The sequence below is a fragment of the Cupriavidus sp. D39 genome, assembly GCF_026627925.1.
Classification (GTDB): Bacteria; Pseudomonadota; Gammaproteobacteria; order Burkholderiales; family Burkholderiaceae; genus Cupriavidus; species Cupriavidus ulmosensis.
This window is the reverse complement of the sequence record NZ_JAPNLE010000009.1, coordinates 4,279,141-4,292,849: the sequence shown is the minus strand read 5'-3', so window position 1 is coordinate 4,292,849 and position 13,709 is coordinate 4,279,141. Positions and strand designations below refer to the sequence as shown.

13 protein-coding genes and 1 pseudogene are annotated in these 13,709 nt (G+C 68.0%); 6 read left to right on the top strand and 8 right to left on the bottom strand.

The window, feature by feature from the left end; genetic code table 11:
* Positions 1-11: 11 nt before the first annotated feature.
* From OMK73_RS32060 to OMK73_RS32050, 3 genes are all read right to left on the bottom strand, one after another.
* On the bottom strand, positions 12-1,046 hold the full coding sequence (locus OMK73_RS32060; protein ID WP_267605557.1) for a DUF6352 family protein: 1,035 nt from the start codon (positions 1,044-1,046) through the stop codon (positions 12-14).
* A 101-nt stretch (positions 1,047-1,147) separates the two neighbouring features.
* Positions 1,148-2,389: a PLP-dependent aminotransferase family protein gene (locus OMK73_RS32055; RefSeq protein ID WP_267605556.1), complete on the bottom strand. Its 1,242-nt coding sequence runs from the start codon at positions 2,387-2,389 to the stop codon at positions 1,148-1,150.
* Positions 2,390-2,415: 26 nt separating this feature from the next.
* A complete protein-coding gene (locus OMK73_RS32050) occupies positions 2,416-3,372 on the bottom strand; it encodes a Bug family tripartite tricarboxylate transporter substrate binding protein (protein ID WP_267606590.1) in 957 nt (318 codons plus the stop codon).
* A 268-nt stretch (positions 3,373-3,640) separates the two neighbouring features.
* Here OMK73_RS32050 and OMK73_RS32045 point away from each other — a divergent pair, with 268 nt between their 5' ends.
* A complete protein-coding gene (locus OMK73_RS32045; RefSeq protein WP_267605555.1) occupies positions 3,641-4,582 on the top strand; it encodes a LysR substrate-binding domain-containing protein in 942 nt (313 codons plus the stop codon).
* A 116-nt stretch (positions 4,583-4,698) separates the two neighbouring features.
* A complete protein-coding gene (locus OMK73_RS32040) occupies positions 4,699-4,929 on the top strand; it encodes a hypothetical protein (protein WP_267605554.1) in 231 nt (76 codons plus the stop codon).
* Between the two features lie 267 nt (positions 4,930-5,196).
* Here the strand turns inward: OMK73_RS32040 and OMK73_RS32035 are convergent, their stop codons facing one another.
* The 3 genes from OMK73_RS32035 to OMK73_RS32025 all read right to left on the bottom strand — a co-directional run bounded on the left by OMK73_RS32035 (position 5,197) and on the right by OMK73_RS32025 (position 7,672).
* Positions 5,197-5,616 carry a carboxymuconolactone decarboxylase family protein gene (locus tag OMK73_RS32035; protein WP_267605553.1) on the bottom strand — a complete coding sequence of 140 codons (420 nt, stop codon included), beginning with the start codon at positions 5,614-5,616 and terminating at the stop codon, positions 5,197-5,199.
* A gap of 83 nt (positions 5,617-5,699) precedes the next feature.
* Positions 5,700-7,244 carry a M20/M25/M40 family metallo-hydrolase gene (locus OMK73_RS32030; protein ID WP_267605552.1) on the bottom strand — a complete coding sequence of 515 codons (1,545 nt, stop codon included), beginning with the start codon at positions 7,242-7,244 and terminating at the stop codon, positions 5,700-5,702.
* Positions 7,245-7,510: 266 nt separating this feature from the next.
* The gene (locus OMK73_RS32025) at positions 7,511-7,672 is read right to left on the bottom strand and encodes a hypothetical protein (RefSeq protein ID WP_267605551.1); all 162 of its coding nucleotides are present in this window, start codon (positions 7,670-7,672) and stop codon (positions 7,511-7,513) included.
* Between the two features lie 258 nt (positions 7,673-7,930).
* Here OMK73_RS32025 and OMK73_RS32020 point away from each other — a divergent pair, with 258 nt between their 5' ends.
* Positions 7,931-8,368: a universal stress protein gene (locus OMK73_RS32020; protein ID WP_267605550.1), complete on the top strand. Its 438-nt coding sequence runs from the start codon at positions 7,931-7,933 to the stop codon at positions 8,366-8,368.
* A 30-nt stretch (positions 8,369-8,398) separates the two neighbouring features.
* On the opposite strand, the gene OMK73_RS32015 is transcribed toward OMK73_RS32020, so the two are convergent.
* Together OMK73_RS32015 and OMK73_RS32010 are read right to left on the bottom strand one after the other, a co-directional pair.
* A complete protein-coding gene (locus tag OMK73_RS32015) occupies positions 8,399-9,460 on the bottom strand; it encodes a serine/threonine protein kinase (protein WP_267605549.1) in 1,062 nt (353 codons plus the stop codon).
* A gap of 33 nt (positions 9,461-9,493) precedes the next feature.
* Positions 9,494-11,197 carry a DEAD/DEAH box helicase gene (locus OMK73_RS32010; RefSeq protein WP_267605548.1) on the bottom strand — a complete coding sequence of 568 codons (1,704 nt, stop codon included), beginning with the start codon at positions 11,195-11,197 and terminating at the stop codon, positions 9,494-9,496.
* 307 nt (positions 11,198-11,504) lie between these two features.
* On the opposite strand from OMK73_RS32010, the pseudogene OMK73_RS32005 reads away from it, so the two are divergent.
* The 3 genes and pseudogenes from OMK73_RS32005 to OMK73_RS31995 all read left to right on the top strand — a co-directional run.
* Positions 11,505-12,673 (top strand): annotated as a pseudogene (locus OMK73_RS32005) (ClcB-like voltage-gated chloride channel protein); the annotation flags it as partial.
* On the top strand, positions 12,656-13,192 hold the full coding sequence (locus OMK73_RS32000; protein ID WP_420715686.1) for a CBS domain-containing protein: 537 nt from the start codon (positions 12,656-12,658) through the stop codon (positions 13,190-13,192). The pseudogene OMK73_RS32005 and the gene OMK73_RS32000, both read left to right, overlap by 18 nt.
* 112 nt (positions 13,193-13,304) lie before the next feature.
* Positions 13,305-13,685 carry a hypothetical protein gene (locus OMK73_RS31995; RefSeq protein WP_267605545.1) on the top strand — a complete coding sequence of 127 codons (381 nt, stop codon included), beginning with the start codon at positions 13,305-13,307 and terminating at the stop codon, positions 13,683-13,685.
* Positions 13,686-13,709: the final 24 nt, after the last annotated feature.

Sequence of the window (13,709 nt, the reverse complement as noted above, 5' to 3'; positions counted from 1 at the left end):
ACGGCCAACGGCTACGAGACCGAGGCCAGAGGCAGGTTCAGCAGCAGATTCTGCGGCTTCACCTTGAGGATCCCGGCCTCGTTCATCGCCGCCGCCAGGTAGACGGGCCGGCCAGCCACATCCGGCCTGACCACGGATGGATCGGCAAAATCCAGCCGGAACAGCGACAAGATGCGCCGCTGCCGCTCCGGCTCCAGCTCCACGCCGCGATACAGGTCATTGAGCAACAGCGTGGCCTGCGCGTCCAGCCCGATATGCCAGGCCCATTGCCGGTCCTCGATCGCGGACAGCGGCATCACCGCCACCTCCACCCCGAAGAAATGCCGCACCCAGCGTGCGATCACGCGGCTGAACGCCCCCAGCGCCGCACTGCCGCTGGCAAAGCGGATCACCGTGTCGTGGCGCTCGCTGCGCCCCCAGTAAGCCTGCGCGTTATCGCGATCCAGCACATCCAGTTCCACCTTGCGCGCCGGAATCTGCGCTTCGGCCAGCATCCGGCCTAGCTCGCCGTAGACACTGCCCGACGCGTACAGCTCGACCGTGTCGGCATCTGCCAGCATCACCCCGCCTTCCTGCAGCGATACCTTCTGCGCGCGTGAGAACAACTCCGCGGCACGCCACTCCATCGGGTCCGGGTTGTCACTGCCATAGAGGATGCCATGCACGATCAGGTGCGCGAGCTGGTCGATAAAGACCGGCGGCACGCTGACATTGCCCTCCCTGAAGATATCCAGATAGGCCGCCTCGATGGTCGGTGCGGCAAGCAGGCGCTCGCGCATGGCCAGCACCACGCCGTAGTTGTCACGGGCGTCGGCATCTTGCAAGGCGGCGAGTTCGCTGGCCGGCACCACCCGCCGCGGCTGGGCGATCAGCGCCGCATGCAGCGCTCGCTCTGCATCGCACGAGGCTTCCACCGGTGCCACCTCGGGGCGGTGCCACCACATCCGCAGCAGGTGGTCGCTGACCAGCAGACGGCCGTCGCTGTCGCGCGCGGCGGGGTCGAAGCCGGAATGAGGCCAGGCGTCTTGAGGCCAGAGGGCGGGCATGGGGCGGCGCCATGGATGGCGCTAGGTAGCTGAACGGAAGCTTCAGTATCCCATAGCGCTGCCCACGGCCACAGCGCGTCCCGCGTGAAACGAGCCGCGGCTCAGCCGGCCAGCGCCGCGCCGCCCTGGCTGGCCACCACCGCCCGCCGCAAGCGCGCCACGCCTTCCACGATCTGCGCATCGGACGCGGTGGCAAAGGATAGCCGCAGCGCGGCCGAGCGCTGGACATCCACGCCAAAGCTGGCGCCCGGCACATACATCACGCGTGCCGCGATGGCGTGCGGCAGCAGGCTCGCCGCGTCGGCCACGCCGTCGATCTCGCACCACAGGAACATGCCGCCTTGCGGGATTTCACTGCGCAGCGCGGCGCCGAAGGCATCGGTCAGGGCCCGCACCATCAGGTCGCGCTTGTGGCGGTACAGGTCGATGATGCGCGCGGTCTGGCGGGGCAGCAGGCCGTCCGCCAGGCAGCTTGCCATGGCGAGCTGCAGCCATGGCGAGGTGCACAGATCGCAGACTTGCTTGGCGATCACCGCGCGCCGCAGGATTTCGGCGGGCCCGGCCATCCAGCCCAGGCGCAGCCCGGGCGCCATGGTCTTGGAGAAGCTGCCGAGGTAGATCACCCAAGGCGCCAGCGCGGGATCCTGCGCTGCCAGCGACAGCAGCGAGGGCAGCGGCTCGCCGTCAAAGCGCAGGCTGCCGTAGGGATCGTCTTCCACCACCACGATGCGGTGCTGCGCGGCGAGCGCGAGCAAGGTGCGGCGGCGCGCCAGCGCCAGCGTGCGCCCGCTCGGGTTGGCGAAGGTGGGCACCAGGTAGAGCAGGCGCGGACGTTCGGCATCGGGGCAGTCCGCCAGCATGGTGGCAAGCGCCTGCACGCACAGCCCGTCCTGGTCGGAGGGGATGGCGCGCACGGCGGCGCCGGCCAGCCGCAACGCCTGCACGGCGGCGGGATAGGTGGGCGTTTCCACCCACACCGGCGTGCCCGGCGCGACGAAGGCCCGCACCAGCAGGTCGAAGCCTTGCTGCGAGCCCGAAGTCACCACGATCCGCTCGGGTGGCAACGGCGTGCCGCGCTCCGCCATCAGCGCGGACAGCGCCTGGCGCAGCGCTGGCATGCCCTCGGTCGGCCCGTACTGCAGGCATTGCGCGGGATCGGTGGCCATGACCTTGCTCGCGGCATCCTGCAGCGCGGCGGCATCGAAGCTGGCCGGCGACGGGTAGCCACCCGCGAACGAGATCATGTCCGGCAAGCTCATGTAGGGGAACAGCTCGCGAATGGGCGAGCCTTGCGGCTCCCGCATGGCCGGCGCGAACGCGTACGGATGGACTGGCGTGCTCATGGGATGCTCGGTGGGAGATCAGTCGATCAGTCGACGGTGGCGCCGGAGAGCTTGACGATCTCGCCCCACTTGCGGCGGTCGTTGCGGACCAGTTCGGCGAATGCTTCCGGCGAGTTCGGCGCCAGCTCGGCGCCCTGCTCGCGCAGCTTGGCCTGGATGGCGGGATCGCTGGTGGCGCGTGCCAGGTCGCGGCTGATCTTCTGCGCAATCGCAGCGGGCAGGCCCTTGGGCGCAAACAGGCCGAACCATGGGCTGGCGTCGAAGCCGTCGACCGGCCCGGCGGCTGCCACGGTGGGCACATTGGGCAGCGCCGCCGAACGGGCTGCGGAGGTGACCGCCAGGGCCTTGAGCTTGCCGGCACGGACGAACTGGATCGATGCGGGCAGGTTGTCGAACATCACGTCGACACTGCCGCCCATCAGGTCGGCCAGTGCCGGGCTGCTGCCCTTGTAGGCAACGTGGCTCATCTGCGTGCCGGTCATGCGCTGGAACAGCTCACCCGCCAGGTGGGTCGAAGTGCCGTTGCCGGCCGAGGCCATGTTGACCTTGGCGGGATTGGCCTTGAGGTAGGCGATGAACTCCGCCAGCGTTGTGACGCGCGCGCGCTCGGCAAACGCCGGCGAGATCACCACCACGTTGGGCACCTTGGCCACCAGCGACACGGGCACGAAGTCCGCGGCGGCGTCATAGGGCAGCTTCTTGTACAGCGTGGGATTGATGCCGAACTCGCCGACCGAGCCCATCAGCAGCGTGTAGCCATCGGCCGGCGACTTGGCCGCCACGCCGGTGCCCACGATGCCGCCGGCGCCGGGACGGTTGTCCACCAGCACCGGCTGCTTCCACATCACGGTGAGCTGGTCGCCGATCATGCGCGCCACCATGTCGGTGGTGCCGCCGGCCGGGTACGGCACGATGATGCGGACCGGCTTGTTGGGGAAGTCGTCCGCACTGGCCGTGGCCGCGGTCATGGCCAGCAAACCCATTGAAATGCCGCAATGGCCGATGATGCGAAGCAGTCGATTCATGCCGGTCTCCTCGTTTCCTTATTGGTTGTGATGTCCCGTCTCTAGTCTCTTGGGGGGCGGGGAACGCCGGAAGGCATATAGGTAACATTCCGGGAGTTCGGCATTTTTAGTCATCAACTTTTTTACATCAAGCGAGATTTACGCATAGGATGATGACTTGACTTCCATGCATCAATGTGAGCCACCAGCGCGATGCCTAAGTCAACCGCCCCCTGCCACTCGCCCCATGAGCGCCTCCCGCATTCCCAGCCTCAGCAGCCTGCGCGCTTTCGAAGCCGCCGCCCGCCACCAGAACCTGCGCCGGGCGGCGGCGGAGCTCTGCCTGAGCGAGAGCGCCGTCTCGCGCCAGATCGCCACGCTGGAGAGCCAGCTCGGCGTGGCGCTGTTCCACCGCGCCAACCAGCGCGTCAGCCTGACCCCGGCCGGCTCGCTGTATGGCTATCAGGTGCGGGAAAGCTTGCAAAAGCTGCAGCGCGACACGCTGGATATCATGGCGCACGAGGGCGCGGGCGGTATCGTGGAACTGGCCTGCGTGCCGACGCTGGCAGTGGAATGGCTGATTCCGCGCCTGCCCGCCTTCTACGCGCAGCATCCCCAGGTGGTGGTCAACTTCAGCGCGCAGGCGGATGTGTTCCTGTTCGACGGCACGCCATACGACGCCGCCATCCACTACGGCGAAGCCAACTATCCGGGTGGCCGAGCCGACCCGCTGTTCGACGAGGAATCGGTGCCGATCTGCCATCCGGAGCTGTTTGCCGGCGAGGGGCCGGTCACCGCCGAGCGGATCGCGCAGGCGCCCTTGCTGCATCTGTCGACGCGCAGGCTGGACTGGAAGAACTGGATGGAGGCGGCCGGCGTGGCCGATGTCAACGCCATGCGCGGCACGCGCTATGACCACCACAGCATGGTGATCAGCGCCGCCCGCGCAAAGCTCGGCGTGGGCCTGGTGCCGCGCTTCTTGGTGGAGGAGTACCTGGCGCTGGGCTTGCTGGTGATGCCGGTGGCGCAGGCCATGCGCTCGCAGCGCGCTTACTACCTGGTGGCGCCGGACTCACGGCCGATGAGCGACGCCATGTCGCGCCTGCGGACCTGGCTGCTGGCGGCGGCGCAGGATTTTGCGGCGCGGCAGGCATTCCGGCAGGCGCCTGAGGTTGTCCGGGACGCTTAATCAAAAATTTGAATATCGAATACGATACAAGGACCCGTATCGATCCCTCGCCAGATCTATCCTTTGTCACATGGAGACGGAACACCTTCTCCCAATTTCAACAAGGCAGATAGATCATGAGAATCACCACCGCCCGCCTGTTCCTCGCTGCCGCCATCGCCGGCACCGCCCTGCTCTCCCTGAACTCCGCCTTTGCCGCGGACGCCCGCGGCACCCATGCCGGCGACAACTACGGCTACGTGCACCGCACGGCCGACGCCTATACCGACGGCGCGCGCAAGGTCGATGCTTTCAGCGACGGCGCCCGCACGGTCAAGCACGACTATCCGTTCGGTTTCTCGGTGTGAGCATCAAGCAAGACAGCACAGACAGTACAGACAGCAGGAAGCCATCATGACCATCAAAGACACCGCCCTGATCCTCGCCGGATGGATCGCCGCCTGCCTGGGCAGCGGATGGTTGGTGACTTTTGCCGCACAGGCGCTGCAGCGTTAGGGATGGCATGAATGCCACCCCGGGGGAACGCCCCTATCTCGCCGCATTCCGGCATGATTCCGGATGCCCGAAGCGGCCGTGAACCTTCCCCGAGCCTATCCCCGCTTGCGACCGCCCGCTCAGCCCTTCACGTTGGCAGCTTCCAGCACTTCGGCCAGCTTGCGCCCGGCGTCCAGCGCCGCCGGAAAGCCGCAGTACACCGCGCTGTGCACCACCAGTTCACGCAATTCCTGCGGCGTCACGCCATTGGCCAGGGCGCCGCGCAGATGCCCGGTCAGTTCCTGCGGCCGGTTGAGCGCGATCAGCATCGATACCGTAGCCAGGCTGCGCTGCTTGCGATCCAGGCCCTCGCGCGTCCACACGGTGCCCCAGGCGAATTCCGTCACCAGTTGCTGCAGGCCGACATCGCCCTGCTGTTGCGCGGCGTCGAACGCGCGCTGCACGTATTGCTCTCCCATGACTTCCGAACGTACCTGCCGGCCGGCTTCGAAGGCCGGCGTTTGCGCGTAGGCGGCGGGGTCTTGCTTGGCTTGCGTCATCTCGTTATCTCCCGTGATTTGATGAGGAATCAGGCAGGCGCCGCCGCGTCCCGGCGGATGCGCGGCGCCTGTGGCGTTGGGTCTTACTTGAACGGTGTCTGCAGGATACCCATCACGGTACGGATGCCATCGCGGTAGTTGCCCAGCCGCATATTCTCGTCGTAGCTGTGCTGGTTATTGTCCGCATTGACCAGCGGCACGATCACGAACGGCGCCTGCAGCGCCTGCACCGCCGCGCCGGTCGGCACGGTGCCGCCCATCATGCGGATCTGCACCGGCGCCTTGCCGTAGGACTGCTGCATGGCCTGCGTGAGCCACTGGCTGATGGGCGCCGACAGGTCCGTGCGCGCGGCGGAACTGGAGGCCGAGACCTCGCCCGCGGTGACCGAGGCCAGCTTGGGATAGCGCGCGCGATCGTCATCCGTGGGCTCGCCCTTGACCAGGTGGTAGCCCTGCTTTTCCACGTGCTGCCTGACGAGCGCGAACAGGGATTCGGGGCTGGTCTCCGGCACGGTGCGGATATCGATATCGGCCACCGCCACTTCCGGAATGATGGTGCGGGCCTTCTCGCCCACATCGCCGGCGGCCATGCCGCGCACGTTCAGCGTGGGGTACTGCATGGCCTCCTGGTAGTTGGCGCCAACCCGCTCGGCGCGCGCGATGCCCAGGCGGCGGCGCAGCGCGGCTTCGTCATCGGGCACGGCGGCCATGATGTGGCGCGCGCGTTCGTCGATCTTCACCGGCTTGTAGTAGCCGGGAATGGTGACGCGGCCCTCATCGTCCTTCATGGAGGCGAGCAGGCTCGCCAGCCGCTGCGCGGGGTTGGCGGCATAGTTGCCGTAGTGGCCGCTGTGCAGGCCCTGGCTGGCGCCGAACACCTTGAGCTGCACCAGCAACACGCCGCGGTTGCCGAAGATCAGCGTGGGCTGGTTGCTCTGGTGCATCGGGCCATCGAAGATCACCATGCCGTCATTGCGCAGCAGCGCCAGGTTGTCTGCGATCACCTTGCCCAGCGACGGCGAGCCCTTCTCCTCCTCGGAGTCCAGCAGCACCTTGATATTGACCGCGGGGTCCGCTCCGGCAGCCTTGAGCGCATCCATGGCCGCGAGGAACATCACGATGGGACCCTTGTCGTCCGACGAGGAACGGCCGAACACGCGCCACTCGGGATCGACCTGGCCGCCATAGAGTTTCTCCAGCGACAGTGTTTCCCACTTGCCATCGGCGCTACGCGCCTTGAGCGTAGCCTCCCACGGGCTGGGCTGCGCCCACTGCGAAGGCGTCACCGACTGGCCGTCGAAATGCATGTAGAACAACACGGTCTTGCGCGGGCCGGCGCCTGGCTGCGCGCCGGCGGGATATTCGGCGTAGACCATGGGCTTGCCGTTGTTGGGCAGCTCGCGCGCCTGGAAGCCGCGCCGGGCGAAGGCCTTGACCAGCCAGTCGGCGTTTTTCCGGATATCGGCGGGCACGGTGGCGTCGTTGGGCAGCGCCAGCAGCTCGACCCATTCACGGTAGCTGCGCGCGGCGGCCTGGTCGGCCTGCTGCTGCAGCTGCGTGCTGTCGAGCGTGGCGGCATGCGCGCCCGCGGCCAGCAGCACGGCGCCGAGGGCGGTGCACACGGTCATGCAGACCGCGGTGCGCAAGGGGTTCGGTGGGAGCGGGAATCGGTATGCAGGGGCGCGGAATGCCGCGCGCTGCCAGGCGCGCGGGCACGGGAACGTAGTCTCATGTTTCTTGTTGGATAGGAAAGTGCATGGCGACGGATACGGCGGGCGGGCCGCAAGACAGCCGCGCGGCCCGCACCGGCAGTCTGAACCGCTCCATGCAACTTGTCCACGCACGGCGCTCCTGGCGGCGCGCCTTCATTGTGCCCGGCTTTGCGCAGGCGCCCTCAGGGCCCCTGCTCGTCGGGCGACTGCGAAAAGCCCTCTTCGCGCCGCGAAATGGCACTGGCCAGCCCGAATTCCATGGCAAAAAGCAGCATCAGCGCGAGCATGGCCAACGCGCCGATCGCCAGCCGATAGTAGATCCACATGGCGGCAAGCCGGAACATCCGACAGAGTTTTCCTATCTGCAGGGTAGGTTCCGGCGCGTCAAAAAGGCGCTGAGATGCCCCCGGCGCGGTGCAAAAAACCTGTCAAAACGGGGAGATGGAGGTCCATGAAGGGCGCCGGCGATTGCGCCCGAATTGATCTGGATCCAGGCAAGGTCGCCCGTGGGGTGCCATGATGATCGTAGTGACCGCCCGCGAGCCACCCAGGCCGGGGCCGCCATGCCGCAACGATTACAGCCATTACAGGAGATAGCCGCCATGACCAATATCGTGCTCGCCACCGACGGTTCGCCGTTTTCCGACGAAGCTGCCCGCTTCATCGCCGAAGGCAAATTGCTGCAACGCGGCTTCACCGTGCATGTGGTCCACGTGACGCCCGAGGTAACCGGGCAGGTCCGCGCCTTCGTCAACAAGGAAACCATCGACGCCTGGCACCAGGAAGAAAGCGGCAAGGCCATGAAGTCCGTGGCCGACATCCTCGCCACCGCCGGCATCGCCGTAGAGCAGCATGCCTTGCACGGCTTCGCGCCGGAACGCATCGTCGCCTACGCCACCAGCGTGGGCGCGCAAGGCATCGTCATGGGCACGCATGGCCGCGGCGCGTTCTTCGATGCGGTGATTGGTTCGGTGGCGGGACGGGTGCTGGCGCACGCGCCGTGCCCGGTAGTCCTGGTCAAGGCCTCGGGCAAGAAGTAAGGCAGCCGGCCTGGGCTGGCCGGTGCCGGGTCAGACCGGCCAGAGCGGTGGCTCGTCCATCAGCGCGACCTGCTCGCGCAATTCGAGGATGCGGTCCTGCCAGTAGCGGGCAGTGCCAAACCACGGGAACGCCGCCGGGAAGGCCGGATCGCGCCAGCGGCTGGCCAGCCAGGCGCTGTAATGCAGCAGACGCAGCGTGCGCAGCGCCTCGATCAGGTAAAGCTCACGCGGCTGGAATTGCGCGAAATCCTCATAGCCGGCCAGGATGTCGGCCATCTGGCCCTGCATGGCGGCGCGGTCGCCCTCCAGCAGCATCCACAGATCCTGCACGGCCGGTCCCATGCGGCTATCGTCGAAGTCGACAAAGTGCGGCCCGGGCGGGCGCGTGCCAGCCTGGGACTCCTCGATCCACAACACATTGCCGCGATGGCAATCGCCATGCAGCCGCAACTGCGCCACGTCGCCCGCGCGCTCGAAGCAGCGGCGAGCGCCATCCACGGCGAGATCGGCAACCGCCTGCCAGGCCGGGCGCAGTTCCAGGGGAATACAGTCTTGCGCCAGCAGCCAGTCGCGCGGGGCCACCCCGAAGGTGTCCACGTCGATGGTGGGGCGCGCCTGGTAAGGACGCGTGGCGCCGACCGCATGGATGCGGCCGATGAAACGGCCAAGCCAGGTCAGCGTGTCGGCACGATCCAGCTCCGGCTCGCGTCCCCCGCAGCGGGGAAACACCGCGAAGCGAAAACCGGCGTGCGCCAGCAGTGTGGCGCCGTCGCGCGCGATGGCCGGCACCGCCGGAATCTCGGCATCGGCCAGTTGCTGCACGAAGGCATGTTCTTCCAGGATAGCGGCGTCGCTCCAGCGGCCGGGGCGGTAGAACTTGACCACCACCGGCGCGCTGCCTTCGATCCCCACCTGCCAGACCCGGTTCTCATAACTATTGAGCGCCAGCAGGCGGCCGTCCGGCTCGAAACCCGCGGCCTCCATCGCATCCAGCATCAAGTCCGGCGTGAGGCTGGCGTAGGGCACGCCACCGTCATCGGCGGGCGTGCCGCCGTCGCCAGGCACCTGGAGGTCAAACCCTGAACTGGACATTGCGCGTGGCCGCCGTTGGGGAACGTTGGGGAGTTAGCGCGTAGGCTTGGCACGCTGGCCGCCAAGCAGCGCGGCTTGCGGCGCAGGGCGGCGACCGCGTGCCGCGGGATCCTGTCCGGTGCGCGGCTGCGCGGCATGGGGGTTGCCATTGACGTTGGCACCAGCGCGGTTACCGTTGACATCGCCATTGCGGTCGCGGTTGCCGTTGCCAGCGGCGCGGTTGCCATTGGCCTCGCCACTGCGGTTGCCATTGGCGTTGCCGTTGCCGGCGGTGCGATTGCCGTTGGCCTGGCTATTGGCCTGGCCATTACGTGGGCTGCCTTGCCCGGCCGAAGCCGGACGGCCGCTGCCCTGCGGCGCGCGGCGCTGGCCTTGCCCGTCAGCCGCGGCCGGAGCCGGGCTGCGGCCTTGCGGCGCGCGGGCCGGACGTTGCTGGCGCTCGCCGGCATCCGCTGCCGGTGCCCGGCCGCGCGGCTGGCCGCCGGCAGGTGCCTGGCCGCGGCCACGGCCACCTCCACCACCACCATTGCCCTGGCCCTGGCCACGTGCCTGCCGGCCCTTCTGGATCGGCTCGGCCGGAATGCTCGGATCCACCTCGAAGCCCGGCAAGATGGTTTGCTCGATCTGGCGCTTGATCAGCCGCTCGATATCGCGCATCAGCGAGATTTCATCCACGCAGACCAGCGAGATCGCCTCGCCCTCGGCGCCGGCGCGGCCGGTACGGCCGATACGGTGCACGTAGTCTTCGGGCACGTTGGGCAGGTCGTAGTTGACCACGTGGGGCAGCTGGTCGATGTCGATGCCGCGCGCGGCGATATCGGTAGCCACCAGCAGGCGCAGCGTGCCGGCCTTGAACTCGGTCAGCGCGCGCGTGCGGGCCGACTGGCTCTTGTTGCCGTGGATGGCCAGCGCCGACAGGCCGTCCTTGTCGAGCTGCTCGGCCAGGCGGTTGGCGCCGTGCTTGGTGCGGGTGAACACCAGCACCTGGTGCCAGTCGTTCTCGCGCACCAGGTGGGCCAGCAGTTCGCGCTTGCGCTCGCGGTCCACCGGGTAGACGCGCTGCGCCACGGTTTCGGCCGTGGTGTTGCGGCGCGCCACTTCGATGGAGGCGGGGTTGTCCAGCAGGCGGTCGGCCAGGCCACGGATCTCGTCGGAGAAGGTAGCCGAGAACAGCAGGTTCTGGCGCTTCGGCGGCAAGACGTTGAGGATCTTGCGGATGTCGTGGATGAAGCCCATGTCGAGCATGCGGTCGGCTTCGTCCAGCACCAGCATTTCCACGTGCGACAGGTCGATGGTGCGCTGGGACAGGTGATCGAGTAGGCGGCCGGGCGTGGCCACCACGATATCGACACCGCGCTTGAGCTGTTCGATCTGCGGGTTGATGCCCACGCCGCCGAACATCACCATGGAGCGCAGCTTGAGGTACTTGCCGTAGTTACGGACGCTTTCTTCCACCTGCGCTGCCAGTTCGCGGGTCGGGGTCAGGACCAGCGCCCGTACCGGCAAGCGTTGTCCACGTGCGGGTTCGCGGCCGGCCGAGGATTCGGACAGCAGTTGCAGCAGCGGCAGCGTGAAGCCGGCCGTCTTGCCGGTGCCGGTCTGCGCGCCGGCAAGCAGGTCGCCCCCTTTCAGGATGGCGGGAATCGCCTGCGCTTGAATCGGAGTCGGCGTGGTATAGCCCTGTTCGGCCACGGCACGCATAAGCTTGTCGGACAAGCCAAGTTCGGAAAAAGACATGAATTGACGCTTCGGCCGCCCTTTGCGCATGTGGTGCGCCAATCGCGGGGGCGACGTGAGTGAGAAAACCGAAAACCGGAAATACCGACCGGCGAAGCGAGGCGACTGCCCCCGCTTCTTTAGGAGGAAAGACCGCTAGTGTACCAGCCTGGCGCTTTCACGCGCACGCGGCGCCCCAAGGGACGCTGGCGCCGCTGCGCTATGATGGCGGCCATCCCTCGCCTGGCCCCTGCCTGGCCGAGCCCACGCGCCGCGCGGGCGCGCGCCAGCCCAGCCCAGCCCATCCCAGCCCCCGGATGCCGACACGATGCGGTTCAGATTCATCGAAGACCAGGAAGTCACCCTCTTTACTGCCATCCCGGTAGGGATTGCCGCGGCCATTGTCACCACCCTGTTCAAGGAAGCGCTGGACGCCAGCGGCTACGTGATGTTTGGCACGCACGCCGATATCGTCACGGTATTCGCGGGCCTCGCACTGATCTGGCGGGTGGCGATCCCGACGCTTGGCGGCGTGATCGCGGGCTTGCTGCTGACGGCGGCAGCCAAGCTCAACGCCGCGCGGCCCGGCGTCTCCGACTATATGGAAGCGGTTGCCAGCGGCACCGGGCGACTGCCGGTGCGCATTACCTTGCTGCGCGCGCTGTCTTCGTTCTGCTCCATCGTCACGGGCAGCTCGGTGGGTAAGGAAGGCGCGATGATCCAGCTCGCGGCCCTGTGCGGATCGGTGTTTCCGTCCGCGCGCGCCGGCAGCGGGCCGGACGGCGACACCAACCTGCGGCGCATGCTCACGGCTTGCGCGGCCGCCGCCGGGCTGGCCTCGGTATATCACACGCCACTGTCGGCGGCGGTCTTCGTGGCCGAGGTGGTCTTTGGCGCGGTGGCGGTGCAGCGCCTGATGCCGCTGTTCCTGGCTTCCGTGGCGGGCACCGTGGTCAGCCAGCTGCATGGTGGCCTGCAGCCGCTCTATCCAGGCCTCAGTGTGCCGTCCGACCTGTTGCAGCCGCCGATGCTGCTGTCGGCCGTGCTGCTGGGCGTGCTGGCTGGCGTGTCCGGCGCCCTCTTCATGCGCGCCTCCAGCCTGGCCAAGCGCGCCTTTGCCCGAGTGCCAGGCGGCTTCGTGCCGCGCCTGGCGCTGGGCGGCGCCCTGGTGGGCGTGCTGGCGATCTGGGTGCCCGAGGTGGTGGGCAATGGCTTCTACACCATCCAGTCGATCCTGCAGGCGCATCCGCTGAGCGTGCCGCTGGTGGCCGTGCTGCTGGCCAAGCTGGTGGCCACCGTGCTCAGCATGGGCTCGGGCGCGGTGGGCGGCGTGTTCACCCCTCGCTGTTCGTCGGCGCCGCGCTCGGGCAACTGCTGGCGCCCGCCGTGCCGGGCGGCAGCGGCGCGCCACTGCTGCCGCTGGTGGGCATGGCCGCCTTCCTGGCCGCCACCAGCCAGGCGCCGCTGATGTCGGTGCTGATGGTGTTCGAGATGACACTGGCCCCGGCGCTGCTGCTGCCGGGCATGATCGGCGCGGCGGCGGCCTACTACACCGCATCGCGCTGCCAGACCTTGTCCTTGTACAGCGTGGTGGCCGAGCGCACGCAGGCCTCGGCCGCGGCCGACCGGGCCCGCGCGCTGACGCTGGCCGGGCTGTGCGACACCACCGACACCATCATCGGCCCCGAGGCCACGCTGGAGCAGGCCAGCGACAAGTTCGCCGAGACCGGCACGCGCTATTTGTATATGGTTGGGCCGGATGGTCGCCTGCTGGGCGCGCTGTCGATCCATGCGGTGCAGCGCGCGCTGCGCGAGCAGCCGCACGCGGGACTGCTCGCGCTGTGCGAGCGCGATTTCCCAACCCTGACGCCGGAGTCCCGCCTGCCCGACGCAATGCGGCTGTTCACCCATCACGCGCTCAACCGGATCCCGCTGATCCGCGACACGGCCGGGCGCGAGCTGATGGGCACGGTCTCCAAGCAGCGTGTGCTGCAGGAAGCATCCGGGCTGTTCTAGCGCCGCGCGCAAGGCGGGCGACCGGGTAGAATGTTAGGTTGCCCGGCCCGCGCCGCCGGGAAGAAGACCCGCATCGCTTTCGTTTTCCGAACCGTTTCCCGCCGGAGCCTCCATGCCAGCCAACCGTGCCGCGCGCCCTGCCCTTTTCGACTTGGTGCGGGCAACCCTGCTAGCCGCATCGCTTGCCTTGTCGGCCGCGCTGCTGCCGGCAACGGCGCATGCGCAGCAGGCGTTGCGCGTGATCCCCGCCGACGCGGCCAAGGCCAAGCTGGTGCTCGCCGCGCAGTCGCCCAGCGCGCCACAGTCGGCCACGCTGGACGGCAAGACCGTTGGCGTGGCGCCGGGCCTGCGGCTGTTCGGCACGGATAACCAGTTGCTGCCCATCGGGGCGGTCGCCGGCCAGAAGCTGCCGGTGCGGTTCAAGCTCGACCTCTACGGCCAGTTGCTGACGGCCTGGGTGCTGAGCGAGCAGGAACAGAAAGCAGCGCAATAGTGCAATAGCCGTATTCCGGGGCGC